Below are 18,028 nucleotides of genomic sequence, written 5' to 3'. Positions count from 1 at the left end.
TTAGAAACGTTTTTTCAGGTAGAGGCGATGCAAGGTCTTACAATTTACCTTTTTCCAGCGTTTTTGGATCAATTCGCCGTACAATTTCTTTCCGACTTAAATGAACCGCCCACAAACCCAGCAATTCCTTTTCTCTTTGCGGTTGAAGACCAGGAAGCTGCTTTTGGTTAAATGCTGTTGTCAATTCCGGCGTCATGACTACTGGAATCGTATACAGCCATTCGCTGCCATCGCCAATTTTCTGGATGTTATTTTCCTGCGGCAATTGTTTTTCGGCATTGTACTGATACGCCGCGAAGACTTCTTTCGTCTTGGCATCAAAGCGGGGCTGATTCCATTGAGAAACCGGTACAAATTCAATACGGGCTCCGTACGCCTGAGCGAGCGAATCCACCAAAGCTTTGGTCATTAAAGCCCGTACAGGTTGACGCTCCATGACCCGGCCTATGGCATCCCCCTGCTCAGTAGCCAGGGTAGAAACCTGAGCACTGGTCACGTGCTTAATCTTCTGATTTTGTATTTCCTGCTGCATTTTAGCAGTATCCAGGCGTTTGAATTCGCAGGACGTAATCAGGAGCGTACTTACTACAAGTACACTTGCTACTCGTTTCATAATCGGTGTGCTTCGTTAACGGGCAGCCAGCTGGGGGAATTTCTTTGAAAGAGCCGGCGTGGAAAAAGAGGTAAAGTCGGGGACTTCGTTCGGGGCCGGAGTGAGCACTCGAAGATACGAGGGAGGGGCAAAGACCCGATCCGCCCGTAAGAAGGGTAAATTCACAAATTCGCTCAGCTTGTCAAATTGCCGACGACCCCAGGGTGTATTAAAAGCAGTGATCCGTACGTCCGGACTCACTTTCAAAATGACGTTTGCTCGCCGTACCCGCACCACCTGTCCATTGATGACAACTTTTCGGGTTTTTCCGAACAAAGGAATATCGATGGCCCAAGCGGAATGCACGCTCAGTACCAGCAAACAAAAAACTCCTATGCTTTTGAAGAATTTCACGCAGTAAATGTAAGAAGTTCTCAAAAAAGAATTAGAAATCAGCGGTACTTATCTTACTCAACACGAAGCCTTTGCTTTAGGTTCTGTCGTTGGTACATCTTATTATAGTTATCTTTGTGGAAAATTTGTCCTTGTTTAAAAGCAACGTTTTCCGTTAGTAGGGAAAACCTATTCATAGTATCCTTATGCTTGAGCAATTAGAAGCCATACGCGAACGCTTCCACGAAGTATCCCAGCAGATCGTTCAGCCCGAAGTGGCCAGCGATGTGAAACGATATAAAACCCTGAGTAAAGAGTACAAAGATCTGGAAAAAATCGTCAAGAAATACGAAGAGTACCAATTGCTGCTGGGACAAATCGCCTCGGCTAAAGAAGTACTGACGACAGAAAAAGACGAAGAGTTTCGGGAAATGGCCAAGATGGAACTCGATGAACTCGAGCCCAATCAGGAAGTACTCGAACAGGAGCTGAAAGAATTACTGATTCCGAAAGACCCTAACGACAGCCGGAACATCATCCTCGAAGTTCGCGGCGGTACGGGTGGTGACGAAGCGGCCATTTTTGCCGGAGACATTTTCCGGATGTACCAGCGTTTTGCCCAGAATCAGGGCTGGCAGTTCCAGATCATGGACCAGACCGAAGGTAGCTCGGGTGGTTTCAAGGAAATCATCGTTTCGGTACAGGGGGAAGACGTATACGGAAAACTCAAATTCGAGTCGGGCGTACACCGCGTTCAACGCGTACCCGCGACCGAAACGCAGGGCCGTATTCACACCTCAGCCGCATCCGTAGCGGTACTGCCCGAAGCGGAAGAAGTGGACGTACAGATCAACATGAACGATATTCGGAAGGATACCTTCTGTTCGTCGGGTGCGGGTGGACAGTCTGTAAACACCACGTACTCGGCCGTTCGGGTGACGCACTTGCCCACGGGACTGGTCGTGCAGTGTCAGGACGAACGTTCGCAGATCAAGAACTTTGAGAAAGCCATGACCGTACTGCGGTCACGCCTCTACGAAATGGAACTGGCCAAGCAACAGGCCGAGATTTCGGGTGCCCGTAAGAGCATGGTAGGCTCCGGCGACCGTTCCGACAAAATCCGGACGTATAATTATCCACAATCCCGCGTGACGGATCACCGCATTGGCTATACCGTGTATAACCTTCCGGCCGTTATGGACGGAGAGATTGGTGATTTCATCGAACAATTGCGAATCGCCGAAAACGCCGAACGTTTGAAAGAAGGAGCGGTGTAAAGGTTGGTTGATGGGTTTGAGAAAGTTTGAGGGTTTAAAGTACAAGGTTTGAAAGTTTAAAGTTTGAGTTTTTGTGAACTGATTTGTAAGGGTTTAAGGTTTCATACGTTTGGAATGGGTGGGCTGCCATCAAACTTCAAACGAATTCAAACCTTAAACTCAGCTCAAACCTGAATGATTGTCGAATATTAGTTGAAGTGCGATCAAACCTCAAACCCATCAAACGTTAAACGAGAAGCGTGAAGTCATGAAAATTACAATTGATATCCCCGAAGATCAGGCTGTTTTTATGAAGCAGTTACTGGATCATTTGCCTTTTGTTACCATTACGGAAACCGTTGAAGCCAGCCAACCAGTGGCTCCGGCGGAGTTGATTGAGGCTTTCCCCCTGTTACAGCAGGAAGCTAATGTTCGTGTGTCGAACATACTGAAACCCCATTTGAATTAAGTTTTTAATCGGCTGATTCTTGAGCGATTTTCTCTTTCTTTTTCTCGGGCTGGCGATTGGAGCCGTGGCTGCGTGGCTGGTTGCCAAAGGGCAAAGTGGTTCGCAGGTACGGGTGGCGGAAGCTTCGCTGAAAACCGCTCGTGACGAGAACGGCCAGCTCCGAACCGCTCTGGAAAAAGAACGCGGTAGTACGCTGGATCTGAACCGTCAACTGGCGGCTCTGGAAGCTGATTACCGCAATCTGGAAGATAAACTTCACTTCCAGCAGGAAGAACTCTCCGCCCAATTCCGGCTCTTGGCCAACGACTTACTCGAAGAAAAATCGCGTCGCTTTACGGAACAGAATCAGGTTAATCTGCACCAGATTCTGCATCCGCTGGGCGAGAAGATTCAGGCGTTCGAACGGAAAATCGAAGAAAATTACAAGGAGGAACTACGGGATAAAGTCAGTTTGCTCGCCGAAGTACGCAAGTTGCACGACTTAAGCCAGCGACTCAGTCAGGACGCTGATAACCTTGCCAAAGCCCTCAAGGGCGATACGAAACAGCAGGGTAACTGGGGCGAAGTGATTCTGGAAAAAGTACTGGAACGTTCCGGTCTGGTCAAAGGCAAGGAGTACCTGACGCAGGTACTGACCCAGAATGTGGATAACAGCATCATCCGGCCCGATGTAGTCATCTGTTTACCCGATAACAAGCACCTGATCGTGGATGCCAAAGTTTCGCTGGTCGCCTACGAACGCTGCATTGGCTGTGATGACGAAACCGAGCGGCATAAGTACCTCTCGGCTCACTTGACTTCCGTTCGCAGTCACATCCGGATTCTGGCCGAAAAACGTTACGAAACGGCTCAGGGCCTGATTTCCCCCGATTTTGTATTGCTCTTCATGCCGATTGAGCCGGCCTTCAGTCTGGCCATTCAGTCGGATGCCGAATTGTTTAACTTTGCCTGGGAACGGCGGATTGTACTCGTCAGTCCTACTACCTTGCTGGCTACCTTGCGTACAGTATCAAGCCTCTGGAAATTCGAAAAACAGAGTAAGAATTCACTGGAAATTGCCCGCTTGAGTGGTGAACTGTACGACAAATTTGAAGGCTTTATCCGCGACTTACAGAAGGTAGGTGATACGCTAAAATCTTCTCAATCCGCTTACGACGAGGCCGTCAAGAAACTCTACGAAGGCAAGGGCAATCTGATTCGCACAGCCGAAAAAATCCGTACACTCGGAGCCCGGGCTACCAAGGAGTTACCGAAATCGTGGCTGGATCAGGCAGAAGAGTAAGAGATTGGTTGTTGGTTTTTAGTTGTTGGTTGTTGATAATTTGCTCAGTAACGAACAACTAAAAACCCATAACGATCAACTAAAAACTAATAACAACATGAACATTGGTCTCTTTTTCGGTTCGTTTAATCCCATTCATATCGGCCATTTGATTGTAGCGAATGTTATGGCCGAGACGACCGATCTGGATCAGGTTTGGTTTGTGGTTTCTCCCCAGAATCCCTTCAAAAAAAATAAGCAACTCCTGCACGAGGAAGATCGGTACAAACTGGTTTCGCTGGCCATTCAGAACAATTCCAAGTTCAAAGTCAGTGATGTGGAGTTTACCATGCCGCGTCCGAGTTATACCATCGATACGCTGCTGAAGCTACAGGAGAAGTTTCCCCAGCATACCTTTCGACTCATCATCGGTGGCGATAACCTGGGCCAGTTTCCAAATTGGAAAGAACACGAGCAAATTCTGAGTGAATTTGGCCTATACGTCTATCCCCGGCCCAATGCCGAGCCGAGCGATCTGGTGGATCATCCCAACGTCCGGCTGGTGGAATCACCCCTGTTGGATATTTCGGCTACATTCATCCGGGCACAAATCAAGGCCGAACGAACCATTCGGTATATGGTCCCCGAAGAAGTAGAAGCCTATATTCGCTGGAAAAAATTTTACGTCTAAAGGAATGAACGTTAGTATTCTGGGTTGCGGCTGGCTGGGCTTACCGCTGGGCAAAGCACTGGCCGAACAAGGGCATACGGTGATCGGAACGACCACTTCGGAAGCAAAACTTACATTGCTGGCTCAGGCGGGCATTCAGCCCGTGCTTCTGAATTTCAATCCCGAACCAACAGGGGATTTAGCTGCTTTGCTAAATGCAGAGGTACTGATCATTAGTATTCCACCCCGGGCCAGCTCGCAGGGCGACGATTTTCATCCGCAACAGATTCGCCAGTTACTGCACCAGATGACCGATTTCCGGGGAAAACTGATCTACATTTCCTCGACTTCCGTGTATCCCGAAACCAGTACGGAACTCGATGAATACGGACCAACGCTGGAAAATCATCCTTTGGTTACCGTTGAACATCTGCTACAGGAAAGCACGTTTCCGCTGACCGTACTCCGCTGCGGCGGCCTAATGGGCTATGACCGGATTGCCGGGAAGTACTTCATCGGGAAAACGGTAGATACCGGAGATGTACCCGTCAACTTTGTGCACCGTGACGACGTCATTGGCATTATTGAGACCCTCTTACAACAAGACGTCTGGAATGAAACCTTCAACGTAGTAGCTCCCGAGCATCCGGTACGGCGGGCCATTTACGAACGAAACGCGGAACAACACGGCTGGGCTCCGCCCATATTCAAGACACCGGAAGCACCCGTCCCGTTTAAGGTAATTTCTTCGGAAAAACTGATCACTCAACTGGCGTACACGTTCCAGTACCCCGATCCGCTGGCGTTTCCGTAAGGCTCACCAGCCGTTCGACTGACTGATCAGTTCGGCCAGATCCAGGACTTTGATCTGGTCTTCTTTTTCTTTGGCTTTGACGCCATCCGTCATCATCACCATACAGAAGGGACAGGCGACGGCAATGGTTTTCGCTCCAGTACCCAGGGCTTCTTCCGTTCGTTCGATGTTGATGTCTTTTCTACCGGGTTCGGGTTCCTTGAACATCTGGGCACCACCCGCCCCGCAGCAGAGGCCGTTTTTCCGGGAACGCTTCATTTCCACTAAATCAGCATCCAGAGCCTGAATAAGGGTTCGTGGAGCTTCGTATACGCCATTTGCCCGCCCCAGGTAACAGGAATCGTGATACGTGATTCGCTGGCCACGAAAGGCTCCGCCCTGTACGGTCAGGCGGCCTTCATCGAGCAACTGCTGGAGAAAGGTAGAATGATGAATGACTTCGTATGTGCCGCCCAGAGCCGGATATTCGTTTTTCAGCGTATTGAAGCAGTGGGGACAGGCCGTCACGATTTTCTGTACGCCGTAGCCGTTTAGCACTTCAATATTGGTTAAGGCCTGCATCTGAAACAGAAACTCATTTCCGGCCCGACGAGCCGGATCACCCGTACAGCTTTCTTCCGTACCCAGCACCGCAAATTTGATTCCCGCCTGATTGAGAATCTTGGCGAAAGCAACGGTTACGCGTTTGTAGCGATCGTCGAAACTGCCCGCACAACCCACCCAGAACAATACCTCGGGCGTATCTCCATGAGCCATCAGTTCGGCCATGGTAGGTACTTTATAGTCCATACTCATACACGAATTGCTTTGAAATGGTTACAACTGCTCGGCCCAGTTAAAGCGGTCGCCGGGCGAGAATTTCCACGGAGCCTGATTGTTTTCCACATTCTGGAACATGGCATTCCAGGCGGCCGGAGCGTTGGATTCCTCCATGGCCTGATACCGACGCAATTGCAGAATAATGTCAAGCGGATTGATCAGAATAGGGCAGGCCTGTACGCAAGCCTGACAGGTTGTACAGGCTCGTAATTCTTCCGTCTGGATATAGTCGCCCAGTAGAGATTTTCCATCGTCCTTCAGCTCGCCGCCGTTGGTTTGCAGGTTTCTTCCCAGGTCTTCCAGCCGATCCCGGGTATCCATCATGATTTTCCGGGGCGAAAGTTTTTTCCCGGTCAGGTTTGCCGGACAAGCTGCCGTACATCGTCCGCACTCGGTACAGGAATAGGCGTCTAGGAGGTTTTTCCAGGAAAGATCCATGACGTCTTTAGCTCCAAATCTGCCCGCTTCCGGCGGCGTTCCCGTATCCGTTTCGGTACCGAGCATTAGTTTTACTTCCCGCGTGACGGCAGGCATAGCATCCATGGTTCCCTGCGGCTGAATTCGGGTAAAATAGGTATTGGGAAAAGCCAGAAAGATGTGCAGGTGTTTGGAATAGGTAACGTATACGGCAAAGGCAAAAATGCCCAGAATATGAAACCACCAGGAGACCCGTTCGATGACGAGCAAAGCTTCCGTACTAAAACCCGCAAAAATAGGCTTCAAAAACTGGCTGATGACAAAATCACCCACAAGCGGATAATGGGCCTGTCCGCGTTCCTGTAACAAGCTATCAGCAGCATTCATACTCAGAATGGCCACCATCAGTACGATCTCGGTAATCAGAATAACGTTGGCATCCAGCACGGGCCAGCCCTTCAATTCCCGGTGCTGACGGGCTTGCAAACGGGGAATCAGCCGGGCATCCCGGCGAATCAGAAAAAGGATACAGGCTACGAGTACGCCCAGTGCCAATACCTCAAAAAAATCAATCAGGAACGGATAAAAACCGCCCAGTACCGGAGCAAAAATTCGGTGCGTGCCGAGTAAGCCATCCAGTACAATCTCCAGCACTTCAATGTTGATCAACAGAAAACCCGCGTACACCAGCAGGTGCAGTATACCCACCAGCGGTCGATCGAACATGCGTTGCTGCCCAAACGCGATCCGGAGCATGGTACGCCAGCGAAGACCCGGCTGATCCGTCAAATCCTCGGCCCGGCCAAGTTGAATCGTTTGCTGAATGTTTCGAATCCGTCGAACCATCATCCAGCCAACCAATCCTACTACTAATGCAAAGACTACTTGCGGTAGGAGTTGCATATCTTCTTTGTTTTGCTCGAAAAAATCAATTTACTCTAGCAAAGATACCATTATCAAAATAGTATGCAAGCATAATAACTAGTTTCCTGAACAGGGTTGAAATCAGAAAAACAAGGGAATATTTTCTACATCAAAGGGCTTTAGATTCGGGGGAAATTCATGAAGGCACTCTTTTTTATCCTATTTCATGCTCAAAATAATAGCCAACAGCCATGAATACCGAACCGAAAGAAAACAGTGGACTGAGAGAAAACACGGAGAAGCAGGAGCCGGAAAAGTTATATCTGGGCCTGAACCCCTCTGAACTGAAGGCTCTGGAAAGTGAAGGGGTTGAGAATTACGAACAATCCTTTGAGAACGAAAAGGGCGAGTTTGATCCAACTGATATGGAAACAGAAGTAAATATTCGCGAACGGGGAAGTGTTGACCGGGCCGACCGCCACCAGCAGGACGCCGATCGCCATAGCCAGCATGACGAAGCTCCGATTAAGGAAGACGATCCGCTGCTGTAATTGATATTTGTTGGGAAGGTGATACCTTCTCTGAAACCCACAACCCTTTAACTTTATGAGTGCTGTTGCACTACCTCCTTCGAAAGCCACCCGTCGCCGCCGTACCCGTCTTTGGTCAAAAGATCCAAAGCGGTCGGCCAAGGTGGCAGGGTTGGTCTACACGACCGACGATCAACCGGGTATTCATCGCTTACGCCATAATAAATCGTTTCGGTATGTCGACGCTGATAAAAAGCCGATACGCGATCTGGATACGCTACGGCGAATCCGTTCACTGGTTATACCGCCGGCTTGGGAAAAAGTGTGGATAAGTCCGTTATCTAATGGTCACTTACAGGCTACAGGTTTCGATACGAAGGGTCGTAAGCAGTATCGGTATCATCCGGACTGGAATGCCATTCGCAATGAAACCAAGTTTTACCGGCTGGTAGAGTTCGCTGAAGTACTACCTAAGATTCGGGAGCAGGTTGAAAAAGACTTACGTCGCCCGGGACTACCGTACGAGAAAGTACTGGCACTCATTGTTCGGCTTATGGAAAAGACTAGCATTCGGGTGGGTAACGAAGAGTATAAGAAGCAAAATGGCTCGTATGGTCTTACCACCATGCAGGACGAACACGCTGACATCGAAGGATCAAAAGTTACCTTTCGTTTCAAAGGGAAGAAGGGTGTTTTCCACGAAATCAGCCTGAAAGATAAACGGCTGGCTAAACTGATTCAGCGGTGTAAGGATGTACCCGGCGAGGAGCTTTTCCAGTATGTAGACAACGAAGGTAACCACCGTAGTGTCGGCTCTGGTGACGTCAATACGTATCTACGTGAGATTACGGGTGAAGAATTTACGGCTAAGGACTTTCGTACCTGGCGAGGTACACTGGGAGCTTTCGAGGCTTTCCAGTCTTTGGGATTATTCGATACGCCTACGGCCTGTAAACGTAATATCAACCGCTGTTATGATCTGGTAGCTGAGGCTTTGGGTAATACTCGGGCCGTCAGCAAGAAATACTACGTACATCCCAAAGTAATTACGGCTTATGAATCCGAAAAACTTTGGGGCTATTGCGAAGGACTGGATACGGCTCCCAGTGAAACGGCAGATCCTTCGTCTTTGTCTCCGCTGGAAATGAAAGTGAAGCAATTGCTGGAGGCAACGGTCTAGTACCGTTCCCTAAATATGTATTCGACATTAGTTAGCATGTACACGAAGAACGCGTTGGTAATCAATTGATTACCAACGCGTTCTTGCTTTTTTATGGCTTTGGTTCTGGTTAAATACCGGGCCCTATCCGCTATAACTCCTAAACCGCTTAAGTTTGCTACCTGATTTTAGGTAAGAAAACTATGTTGGCAAAGACTTACGGAGCGGCCATTTTCGGCGTGAATGCAACCCTCGTTACCGTTGAAGTAACGGTAGGACAGGGTACAGGTACTTTTTTGGTGGGATTACCCGACAGTGCAGTGAAAGAGAGCGTGCAACGCGTGGAAGCCGCCATCAAATATCACGATTACTTTTATCCCCGAACAAAGACCGTAATCAACCTGGCTCCGGCAGATGTACGTAAAGAAGGCTCCGCGTATGATTTGCCCATTGCCTTGTGTGTATTACACGCTTCGGAACAGGCGAACCTGAAAAAGCTGGAAGAATACCTAATCATGGGTGAGCTTTCACTTGACGGCAAATTGCGACCCATCAAAGGAGTACTGCCCATTGCCATCGAAGCTCGCAAAAACCAGTTCAAAGGATTCATTTTACCGAAAGAAAATGCTTCGGAGGCTTCCATTGTCAATAATATCGACGTGATTGGCGTCGATACGCTCAGCGAGGCAGTGGATTTTCTGAGGGGGACGCTAGATATTGAACCTACCACATCCGACACACGGGACATTTTTCTGACCACCCTCAACGAATACGAAACCGATTTTGCTGACGTACAGGGCCAGGAAAATATCAAACGCTCGCTGGAAATTGCCGCCGCCGGTGGGCATAACGTGATCATGATCGGACCACCGGGGGCGGGAAAGACCATGCTGGCCAAACGCCTTCCCAGTATACTTCCGCCCTTGTCTTTACACGAGGCTCTTGAAACAACGAAGATTCACTCCGTGGCGGGCAAGCTGGGCAGTCGGGCCACCCTCATTGCCCGTCGCCCCTTCCGGAATCCGCACCATACGATTTCGGATGCCGCCCTGGTGGGTGGCGGTGGTATGCCGCAACCCGGCGAGATTTCACTGGCTCACAATGGTGTCCTGTTTCTGGACGAACTCCCTGAGTTTAAGCGGTCGGCTCTGGAAGTCATGCGGCAACCGCTGGAAGAGCGGACCGTCAGTATTTCGAGGGCTCGGTGGGCGGTGGAATTTCCGGCTAATTTCATGCTCATTGCCAGTATGAACCCTTGTCCATGTGGATACTACAATCATCCCGAAAAGGAATGCACCTGCCCGCCCGGTAGCGTCAGCAAGTACCTGAGCCGCATATCCGGCCCTTTACTGGATCGGATTGATTTACACGTGGAAGTGACCCCGGTCAATTTTGAGCAATTATCTTCTACCCGCAAGTCGGAAGCGAGTGCCGCCATTCGTGAGCGGGTGATTAAGGCTCGGGAAATACAGACGGAACGGTTCACTGAACATGCGGGCGTTTATTGCAATGCGATGATGCCGTCGGAGTTGGTACGGAAAGTGTGTGACCTCAGTGAAGCGGGTAAGATGTTACTGAAGACAGCCATGAATAAATTGCAACTTTCGGCCCGAGCGTACGACCGGATTCTGCGGGTAGCTCGTACCATCGCCGATTTGGCAGGCTCTCCCGAAATCAAAATTGAGCATTTGGCTGAGGCCATTCAGTACCGAAGTCTGGACCGGGAGAGCTGGGGAACGTAGATTTGGGTACCCTTCTTTCCGGTTACTGGTGTTTCCCGGTACTCTATTTTTACATTTGTACGCATACGACGACCATTCAATCTGTATTTTGAACGTATTCTTACTTTTAGGAGCCAACTTAGGCGATCGGCTAGCCACGTTTCAACAAGCCCGGAAACGTATTGAAGACACGATCGGACCCATCCGCGTCGAGTCGAGTTTGTGGGAAACGGCCGCCTGGGGCTTGACGGATCAACCCGCCTTTTTGAATCAGGTAATCGAAGTAGATACCGAATGGGAGCCTTTAGAGCTGCTCCGGCGTACGCAGGCCATTGAAATGGAATTGGGTCGGGTACGAAAAGAAAAATGGGGAGCCCGTCTGATCGATATTGATTTGTTGTACTACGGTACGGAAGTCATTAACGAACCAGAACTGAGTATTCCTCACCCTTATCTGGCGGAACGACGTTTTACGCTGGTACCGCTGGCCGAGATTGCCCCCGATTTCATCCATCCCGTGTTACAGCTAACCCAGCAACGATTACTGGACGTATGCACCGATAATTCAAGCGTGTTACGTCTGGAAGTGTAAAGACAGCACCCGGTTTCTTTCGTATTTATAGGAATTTCAAAAATTCAATTTAGTCATAAATCATTCATTATCAACCTTTTTTATTCACCTTATCATTTCCAATTTATCTTTAACTTTCATTAACACCTTCTCCGTATGGAATTTTTGGATCGATCGCATCTACTGGGTGTAAACGATTCAAAAACTAATTCTTACAAAGCCATGAAAAACATTCTTTTGCTTGCCGCTTCTTTCATTTTCAGCACTGCCGCATTCGCTCAAACCGTGGAAAAAGAACCCGTTCGTAAAATTGAAGTAACCGGAACTTCCGAAGTAGAAGTCGATCCGGATGAATTTTACCTGACCATTAGCCTTAAAGAGTTTTATAAAGACGAGAAAAACCAGAAAGATAAAGTCACCATCGATATTCTGGAAAAACAATTGATTCAGTCGGTACAGGGAGCGGGTTTGCCCAAAGACGCCCTGACCATTCAGGGAATCACGGGTTACCAGAACAGCATTGGCAAAAAGAAAAACCCGGCTCAGTTTCTGGAAAGCAAACAATACCAGCTCAAATTAGCCAAGTTGTACGATGTGGATAACTTGCTTTCAAAAGTGGATTCCCGTGGCGTTGCCAATACCCACATTAGCCGGGTGGATTATTCCAAAAAAGAGCAGTTACGCAAAGAGGTAAAAATTAAGGCTTTGCAAAATGCGAAGGAAAAAGCCGGGTATTTGGTCGAATCGCTGGGTAACAAATTAGGAGAAGTGCTGGAAATCAGTGAAACTGAAGACAGTTATAATACGCCAACGTATCAAATGATGCAAATGCCAATGGCTCGTATGGTAAAAGCTGATACAGAGGAGGTAGGTCAAAGTGATCTGGAATTCCAGAAAGTAAAGTTCACCTCCCGCATTCAGGTTACTTTCCGAATCAAATAATCGCTATTTCTTTTCAGTCATTCGCTGCCAGCCCCAAGCTGGCAGCTTTGTTTTGTACCTAAGTCAACCGTATTTTTGTCGGAAAGCCTACTCTGTGAACGGCAACAAAAGACTGAAAATTAAGAAGAATGATTGGTACGGATATACAGCAAGCAAAGGCCTTTTTGGAACAGAGAGAACTCGTCGCCATTCCCACCGAAACGGTGTACGGTCTAGCGGGTAATGCCCTCGACCCGGCGGCTGTACTATCTATTTTCCGGGTAAAAAACCGTCCAGCCTTCGATCCGCTCATTGTGCATACGAACGCTTTTGAACGTTTGCGGGAGTTTGTGCGGGAAATCCCCGAGAAGGCTTTGGTACTGGCGGAACACTTAACGCCGGGTCCGATTACATTTTTGTTACCCAAAGCCGAATCCGTACCTGATCTGGTGACCAGCGGTCTGGATACCGTCGCCGTACGCATTCCCCGACACGAGCTAAGCCTTTCGCTGTTGAGTCAACTAGACTTTCCGCTGGCGGCTCCGAGTGCAAATCCGTTTGGATACATCAGTCCTACCACCGCTCAGCACGTCGAACAGCAACTGGGGGAGCAGATTGCTTATATTCTGGATGGGGGAGCCTGCGAGGTAGGCGTGGAGTCAACCATTGTGGGTTTTGAAGGCGATCAGGTCATTGTGTACCGCAAGGGAGGTACGCCCATCGAACGCATTGAACAACTGGTAGGCCCTGTCGAGGTACGGGCTCATTCCAGCTCGAATCCACAGGCTCCGGGCATGTTGAAAAGTCATTACGCCCCCCGTACGCCACTGACCTTGATAAACGATTCTGCCTCGGTACCAAACTCAGATCGAGTAGGAGTGCTTAGTTTCCAGAATGATTACGGCCGGTTGCATCAGGAAATTCTCTCCGTAACGGGTGATTTTGCCGAAGCAGCCCATAATCTTTTTGCCGCCATGCGACGATTAGATGCTTTGGGCCTCGACCGGATCTACGCCGAATTAGTACCCGAACGGGATTTGGGAACTGCAATCAACGACCGGATCAGAAGAGCCGCGGCCGAGTAAAAATACTCGCTTTTTACTTTCTACTGACGGCATGAAAACGCTTTTGAGTACACTCGCTTGCCTGTGGATTTTTCTTCAGCCAACCACCGCTCAGGTCCCGTTTGGGGAAGCCTGCGTAGGTACGTGGACGGGCCGGATGGAAATCTTTGCTCGTGGAAAACTACGCGATACGGTTACCGTTCGGCTGACGGTGGGAAAAACTACCGAGCTGGAAAGCTGGTCCTGGAAAACCGAGTACCTTTCCGCAAAACAGCCAGCCGTCAAAGATTACCGGTTACGATTGAAAGATGCCGCTACGGGCCTGTACCTCGTGGACGAACGCGACGGAACGGAGTTAACGAGCTATCGCTTTGGAAATAAGCTGTATAGCGTATTTGAAACAGAAGGAATTGTGCTCACCTCCACGTATGAACTGCGGGAAAATGAGTTAATTTTTGAGGTTACTTCCGGGAAAAAAGGTTCGCCGCAATCCGTCGTCAACTACTCCGTCGATCATCTGCAACGTGTCGTATTGCGGCGAAACTAAATTTCTTAATTCCAGATTTCGTTCATCGCCGTAAGGATCAGCGGCTGATCATCCGTAACGACAATGGTATGCTCGTGCTGAGCCACAAATCCGCCCCGGTTGCCAATCAGCGTCCAGCCATCGTTGGTTTCGTTAGCGTACATGGAGTCCGTGGCGATAAACGTTTCAATGGCTACCACCGAGTTTTTCTTGAAACGAGCCTTGTTAAAACGGTCGTAGCAATTCAGAATACTGCTCGGTTCCTCGTGTAATTTGCGGCCAATACCGTGACCAGCCAGGTTTTTAATCACCCGGTACCCCGCTTTTTTTGCTTCCGTTTCGATCAGTAAACCAACATCCGCAATGCGTACGCCCGTTTTGATGTGGTGAATCGCCTTATGTAAAATCTCTTTAGACGTATTGACCAGCGGCTGGTGCTTCCGGGTATCCTGTCCCAGTACGAATGAACCGCCATTATCCGCCCAAAAGCCGTTCAGCTCGGCGGATACGTCGATATTAATCAGGTCACCTTCGCGAAGTACTTTTTTGGCGGTAGGAATGCCGTGGGCTACTTCGTGATTCACGCTGATGCAGGTCCAGCCGGGAAAACCGTAACTCAGGCGAGGAGCCGAGCGGGCTCCCAGTTTCTTAAGAATCTTTCCACCAAAATTATCCAGGTCTTTCGTCGTGAGACCGGGGCGGGCGTACGCTCGCATTTCCTTGAGGGTCAGCCCGACGGCTTCGCTCACCTGTTGCATTCCCGCTAATTCGGCCTGTGAGGTAATCGACATATGTTTCCTAATTTGTGAATAAAGGTATTGCTTGTGGATAACTGTGGATAACTCGAATTAGTTTACCCGACAATTTCCATTTCACTGAATCCGCTGGCCTGTTTCCGAAGCCGGATTTGGGTAGTGATTCGTTCTTTCAGGGCTTCCACGTGGGAAATAATCCCGATCATGCGGTTAGATTCGGCCTGTAATTTTTCCAGCGTTCCCAGAGCAATTTCCAGCGTATCGGGATCAAGGGTACCGAAACCTTCATCGATGAACAGACTTTCAATCCGGACGTTTTTCGATACCATATCACTGAGACCCAAGGCCAAAGCCAAGCTTACCAGAAAGGTTTCTCCGCCCGAGAGCGTAGCTACCGCCCGGCGTTCGTCAAAATTCCGGTCAAGTACCCACAGGTTTTCCTCATCGCCTTCGGGTGGCAGGAGCAGGTACCGATCCGACAAATCCTTCAAACGACTATTCGCCGAACGGGCCAGATTCGCCAGGGTTAATTTCTGAGCAAACTGGTTGAATTTCTTTCCTTCGCGGTCACCCAGCCCTTCGGCCAGTAGTCGCCATTTTTTATAGCGTTGTTCGAGATCCGCGATTTCCGCAATCCGGCGGGCATTTTCGGCCCGGCTCGTTTCATTATCCTTCAATGATTGCTTCCAGCCACCAATTTTCTGTAGATACTCCCGTTCAGAATTGCGGTAATCCTCCATTCGACTTTTCAACACATCAATCGACAAATCCGAATCGTCGGCCTGAATCAGACTTTCTACTTCCTTCGTCAGATTCTCCATCTGGGTTTCCAGTTGGGTTCTCCGGCGAATGAGCTGGTCTTTACGCTCAACCAGGGTGCGGTATAACTCAGTAGACAACAAAGCTGACCGAGCTTCTTCCACACTGGCAAAGCCCGATGTGGATAACTCTGTGGATAACTTTGTCTGCAACTGGTGGAAAACTCCTTGCGTATCCAGAAGGAGCCTTTTGTTTTCCACAAGCTCTGGTTCATACTGCTGCGGCGAAAAGGTTTTTTGTACCAATTTGCGAAGCAGTTCGTCACACTCAGCGTTTAGATATTTCGGGTCTTTTGGATAGCGTTTCTGTAGCTCTGCGGTGAATTCCTGCTGTTTCTGGAAGAATTCGAGGCCATTTTTCAGGTGTTTCCCAAAATGAGCCAGACTATCGCTCCGTTCCTGTAGCTGAATAAGTTCTTCGAGCAACTGGAATCGTTCGACCTCCGCCTGTACCCAGCCTTTTATTTCTTCTGACTTACCAATCTTTTCAATGGCTAACTGAGTTTTCCACATTCCCACCGCTTCCGCAATGGGCTGGAGTTCCATCTGGGCCTGGGTTTTCTCCCGCTCCAGGGTTTGAATCGTTGCTTCCGCAGCTTTGGTCACAAGTTCGACCTGCCGCAGTTGCTGCTCCGTCGTACTCAGCGAGCGTTCACGAGCTTCAAAACGGGCTTTTAAACTGGCTAATTCCTGCAAGTAACGTTCGATGCTAAAATGATCATCGCTACTATTTTCAGCGGGATGATCCATAGAGCCACAAACGGGACAGGGTTCATCCGGACGTAACTCCGTACGCAACCGGGGAATAGAGGTTTCCCGAATAAAGGTAAGTTGCTCTTCCTGAGCGATCTGTACTAAATTCTTAGCTTCTGTAACGGCCTGCTGAGCCGTTTGTAAAGCGGGTTCATTAGCCCGTATCAGCTTTCGTTGTTCGTCTACCTGACGATCGTAGTCAGCCAATCGTCGGCGAACGGTTTCGTACTGACGAACCTGTGTTTCCAGTTGTTGTAAAGCATCGCGGCGAGCCTGCGATTGCTGGCGAATTTCGGGCAGATTGGCCTGCGTATCCCAGTTATACAGCGTTCGTATGTCCGTTTGACGCCGTTGCGTTTCTTTCCACAATTCCCGCGAACTGCCCAGACAATCGCCGTACGATTCCCGTTTCCAGAGGGATTGTAATTCCCCCGAACCCGTTTTATCGAGCCAGTACGTCCCTTGTTCTTTCGCCGATTGCCACTGCTGAGCCACTTCCTGACGAGCGGTAATCAGTCCCGAAACCGTTTCCCGAAACCGTTCCAGTCCACTTTGAGCCGATTGATCCGTTACCAGTTCACCCGTCAGTTTGGCAATATCTCCCAGCAGCTGCGTACGGTTTTGCTGGGCCCGCTGATATTCGTTGGCCAGTCGTTCCGCCTGGATCTGAGCATTTTTTACGTTTTGCTCCTGGATCTGATATTCCGTTAACTGGGCTGAAAACTGCTGTACCCGTTCGTGCCGACTCAGGGCGGGGGTATGCTGTTCGTCGAACTGCCGTTGCTCGCGGTCCCAGGTGGGCCACTCCGTTTGCCGGATGGCTTCCAGCGATTTCCAGATTTCACTAATCCGTACTTTTCGCTGCAATTGAATTTCCAAGCCTTTGCGTCCAGCTTCGGCCTGTCGGCAAAGCTCGTCGTACTCTTTAATGAACGTTTCGTATTCGGTAACGTCTTCATCGGATAAAAGCTTCTGTAAATCAAGCGATTGCTGTTTCTGCTCAATTTCCCTTTTGTAGCCATCATGCCAGCGGGCATACGCTTCCATCCCGAGCTTTCGGTAGATTTCCGTGCCCGTAATCCGTTCCAGCAACTCGGCTCGTTCTTCCCGTTTCGCTTTTAGAAAAGCCGCAAAATCACCCTGCGAAAGCAAAATGGCCTTGACGAACTGTTCGTAATCCAGTCCAATTCGTTTTTTGATTTCTTCCTGTACTTCTTTTTTCTTCTTGGATGCCAGTATAACATTGTTATCCACATCGGCAATTTCGAAGTACTCTTCTAACTTATACTGCCCTTTCTTAATCCCTTTACTAATAGTATCTCTTTCTAAACTCCACTTGGCCCGATACGTACCGCCGGGTGTGGAAAACGTCACTTCGGCCTGAGCCACGTGTGTATCACGGGTGAGTATACCGCCGAGTTTTTCCAGCAAATTGGTATTGACTTCGCCTAATCGGGGGGTACGGTGGTATAGAGCCAGCGTAATCACATCCAGAATCGTGGTCTTTCCCGCTCCCGTTGGCCCGGTAATCGCAAACAGGTTGGACGTACGAAAGGCCGTTTCGTTCTGAAAATCAATGGTATGCTGTCCCCGTAGTGAATTTATATTTTCGAAAGATACTTTTAGAATACGCATGCGATCTTATCAACCCCCCG

18 protein-coding genes are annotated in these 18,028 nt (G+C 49.3%); 12 read left to right on the top strand and 6 right to left on the bottom strand.

Translation table 11 applies throughout. The features are described from left to right. Positions 1-37: 37 nt before the first annotated feature. Both BWI97_RS17980 and BWI97_RS17975 read right to left on the bottom strand, forming a co-directional pair. Positions 38-613, bottom strand: coding sequence for a hypothetical protein (locus tag BWI97_RS17980; RefSeq protein WP_094813087.1), 576 nt, complete (start codon positions 611-613; stop codon positions 38-40). A gap of 15 nt (positions 614-628) precedes the next feature. Continuing rightward, positions 629-973: a hypothetical protein gene (locus BWI97_RS17975; RefSeq protein ID WP_094813089.1), complete on the bottom strand. Its 345-nt coding sequence runs from the start codon at positions 971-973 to the stop codon at positions 629-631. Between the two features lie 218 nt (positions 974-1,191). Between BWI97_RS17975 and prfA the strand changes: the two genes are divergently transcribed. From prfA to BWI97_RS17950, 5 genes are all read left to right on the top strand, one after another. Beyond that, the gene (gene prfA / locus BWI97_RS17970) at positions 1,192-2,262 is read left to right on the top strand and encodes a peptide chain release factor 1 (protein ID WP_102202219.1); all 1,071 of its coding nucleotides are present in this window, start codon (positions 1,192-1,194) and stop codon (positions 2,260-2,262) included. A 247-nt stretch (positions 2,263-2,509) separates the two neighbouring features. Further along, positions 2,510-2,710, top strand: coding sequence for a hypothetical protein (locus BWI97_RS17965; RefSeq protein WP_102202218.1), 201 nt, complete (start codon positions 2,510-2,512; stop codon positions 2,708-2,710). 19 nt (positions 2,711-2,729) lie between these two features. After that, positions 2,730-3,992 (top strand): DNA recombination protein RmuC, encoded by a 1,263-nt coding sequence (locus BWI97_RS17960; protein WP_102202217.1) that lies wholly within the window; start codon positions 2,730-2,732, stop codon positions 3,990-3,992. Positions 3,993-4,089: 97 nt separating this feature from the next. Then, positions 4,090-4,662, top strand: a complete 573-nt coding sequence (gene nadD, locus BWI97_RS17955; RefSeq protein WP_102202216.1) for a nicotinate (nicotinamide) nucleotide adenylyltransferase — start codon at positions 4,090-4,092, stop codon at positions 4,660-4,662. 4 nt (positions 4,663-4,666) lie between these two features. Beyond that, positions 4,667-5,455, top strand: coding sequence for an NAD(P)H-binding protein (locus BWI97_RS17950; RefSeq protein ID WP_102202215.1), 789 nt, complete (start codon positions 4,667-4,669; stop codon positions 5,453-5,455). Between the two features lie 3 nt (positions 5,456-5,458). Here the strand turns inward: BWI97_RS17950 and BWI97_RS17945 are convergent, their stop codons facing one another. Together BWI97_RS17945 and BWI97_RS17940 are read right to left on the bottom strand one after the other, a co-directional pair. Then, positions 5,459-6,244 (bottom strand): (Fe-S)-binding protein, encoded by a 786-nt coding sequence (locus BWI97_RS17945; protein ID WP_102202214.1) that lies wholly within the window; start codon positions 6,242-6,244, stop codon positions 5,459-5,461. Between the two features lie 27 nt (positions 6,245-6,271). Further along, positions 6,272-7,594, bottom strand: a complete 1,323-nt coding sequence (locus BWI97_RS17940; RefSeq protein ID WP_102202213.1) for a (Fe-S)-binding protein — start codon at positions 7,592-7,594, stop codon at positions 6,272-6,274. Positions 7,595-7,806: 212 nt separating this feature from the next. Between BWI97_RS17940 and BWI97_RS17935 the strand changes: the two genes are divergently transcribed. The 7 genes from BWI97_RS17935 to BWI97_RS17905 all read left to right on the top strand — a co-directional run bounded on the left by BWI97_RS17935 (position 7,807) and on the right by BWI97_RS17905 (position 14,068). Beyond that, positions 7,807-8,106 (top strand): hypothetical protein, encoded by a 300-nt coding sequence (locus BWI97_RS17935; RefSeq protein ID WP_094813101.1) that lies wholly within the window; start codon positions 7,807-7,809, stop codon positions 8,104-8,106. Positions 8,107-8,161: 55 nt separating this feature from the next. After that, positions 8,162-9,265 carry a DNA topoisomerase IB gene (locus BWI97_RS17930; RefSeq protein ID WP_102202212.1) on the top strand — a complete coding sequence of 368 codons (1,104 nt, stop codon included), beginning with the start codon at positions 8,162-8,164 and terminating at the stop codon, positions 9,263-9,265. 182 nt (positions 9,266-9,447) lie between these two features. After that, positions 9,448-10,986, top strand: coding sequence for a YifB family Mg chelatase-like AAA ATPase (locus BWI97_RS17925; protein ID WP_094813105.1), 1,539 nt, complete (start codon positions 9,448-9,450; stop codon positions 10,984-10,986). Between the two features lie 88 nt (positions 10,987-11,074). Then, complete coding sequence (gene folK, locus BWI97_RS17920) at positions 11,075-11,557, top strand: 2-amino-4-hydroxy-6-hydroxymethyldihydropteridine diphosphokinase (protein WP_369826603.1); 483 nt, start codon at positions 11,075-11,077, stop codon at positions 11,555-11,557. A 201-nt stretch (positions 11,558-11,758) separates the two neighbouring features. Further along, entirely contained in the window at positions 11,759-12,478 is a 720-nt protein-coding gene (locus BWI97_RS17915) for an SIMPL domain-containing protein (RefSeq protein WP_094813145.1), read from the top strand. A 128-nt stretch (positions 12,479-12,606) separates the two neighbouring features. Continuing rightward, complete coding sequence (locus tag BWI97_RS17910; protein WP_102202211.1) at positions 12,607-13,542, top strand: L-threonylcarbamoyladenylate synthase; 936 nt, start codon at positions 12,607-12,609, stop codon at positions 13,540-13,542. A 31-nt stretch (positions 13,543-13,573) separates the two neighbouring features. Next, complete coding sequence (locus BWI97_RS17905) at positions 13,574-14,068, top strand: hypothetical protein (RefSeq protein ID WP_102202210.1); 495 nt, start codon at positions 13,574-13,576, stop codon at positions 14,066-14,068. Positions 14,069-14,073: 5 nt separating this feature from the next. On the opposite strand, the gene map is transcribed toward BWI97_RS17905, so the two are convergent. Beyond that, positions 14,074-14,838 (bottom strand): type I methionyl aminopeptidase, encoded by a 765-nt coding sequence (gene map, locus BWI97_RS17900; RefSeq protein WP_102202209.1) that lies wholly within the window; start codon positions 14,836-14,838, stop codon positions 14,074-14,076. A 62-nt stretch (positions 14,839-14,900) separates the two neighbouring features. Next, positions 14,901-18,008 carry an AAA family ATPase gene (locus tag BWI97_RS17895; protein ID WP_102202208.1) on the bottom strand — a complete coding sequence of 1,036 codons (3,108 nt, stop codon included), beginning with the start codon at positions 18,006-18,008 and terminating at the stop codon, positions 14,901-14,903. Between the last annotated feature and the right edge of the window lie 20 nt (positions 18,009-18,028).

The sequence above is a fragment of the Siphonobacter sp. BAB-5405 genome (genome assembly GCF_002872335.1).
In the GTDB taxonomy this organism is placed as follows: Bacteria; Bacteroidota; Bacteroidia; order Cytophagales; family Spirosomataceae; genus Siphonobacter.
The sequence above is the reverse complement of the archived record's forward strand: the minus strand, read 5'-3'. Positions and strand labels throughout refer to the sequence as shown.

What these genes read in the sequence shown, in the direction of transcription:
- BWI97_RS17940 (WP_102202213.1), bottom strand. Translation starts at nt 7,594, where the DNA reads ATGCAACTCCTACCGCAAGTAGTCTTTGCATTAGTAGTAGGATTGGTT.
- prfA (WP_102202219.1), top strand. Translation starts at nt 1,192, where the DNA reads ATGCTTGAGCAATTAGAAGCCATACGCGAACGCTTCCACGAAGTATCC.
- BWI97_RS17935 (WP_094813101.1), top strand. Translation starts at nt 7,807, where the DNA reads ATGAATACCGAACCGAAAGAAAACAGTGGACTGAGAGAAAACACGGAG.
- BWI97_RS17945 (WP_102202214.1), bottom strand. Translation starts at nt 6,244, where the DNA reads ATGGACTATAAAGTACCTACCATGGCCGAACTGATGGCTCATGGAGAT.
- map (WP_102202209.1), bottom strand. Translation starts at nt 14,838, where the DNA reads ATGTCGATTACCTCACAGGCCGAATTAGCGGGAATGCAACAGGTGAGC.
- BWI97_RS17895 (WP_102202208.1), bottom strand. Translation starts at nt 18,008, where the DNA reads ATGCGTATTCTAAAAGTATCTTTCGAAAATATAAATTCACTACGGGGA.
- BWI97_RS17905 (WP_102202210.1), top strand. Translation starts at nt 13,574, where the DNA reads ATGAAAACGCTTTTGAGTACACTCGCTTGCCTGTGGATTTTTCTTCAG.
- BWI97_RS17910 (WP_102202211.1), top strand. Translation starts at nt 12,607, where the DNA reads ATGATTGGTACGGATATACAGCAAGCAAAGGCCTTTTTGGAACAGAGA.
- nadD (WP_102202216.1), top strand. Translation starts at nt 4,090, where the DNA reads ATGAACATTGGTCTCTTTTTCGGTTCGTTTAATCCCATTCATATCGGC.
- BWI97_RS17925 (WP_094813105.1), top strand. Translation starts at nt 9,448, where the DNA reads ATGTTGGCAAAGACTTACGGAGCGGCCATTTTCGGCGTGAATGCAACC.
- BWI97_RS17980 (WP_094813087.1), bottom strand. Translation starts at nt 613, where the DNA reads ATGAAACGAGTAGCAAGTGTACTTGTAGTAAGTACGCTCCTGATTACG.
- BWI97_RS17950 (WP_102202215.1), top strand. Translation starts at nt 4,667, where the DNA reads ATGAACGTTAGTATTCTGGGTTGCGGCTGGCTGGGCTTACCGCTGGGC.
- BWI97_RS17915 (WP_094813145.1), top strand. Translation starts at nt 11,759, where the DNA reads ATGAAAAACATTCTTTTGCTTGCCGCTTCTTTCATTTTCAGCACTGCC.
- BWI97_RS17965 (WP_102202218.1), top strand. Translation starts at nt 2,510, where the DNA reads ATGAAAATTACAATTGATATCCCCGAAGATCAGGCTGTTTTTATGAAG.
- BWI97_RS17930 (WP_102202212.1), top strand. Translation starts at nt 8,162, where the DNA reads ATGAGTGCTGTTGCACTACCTCCTTCGAAAGCCACCCGTCGCCGCCGT.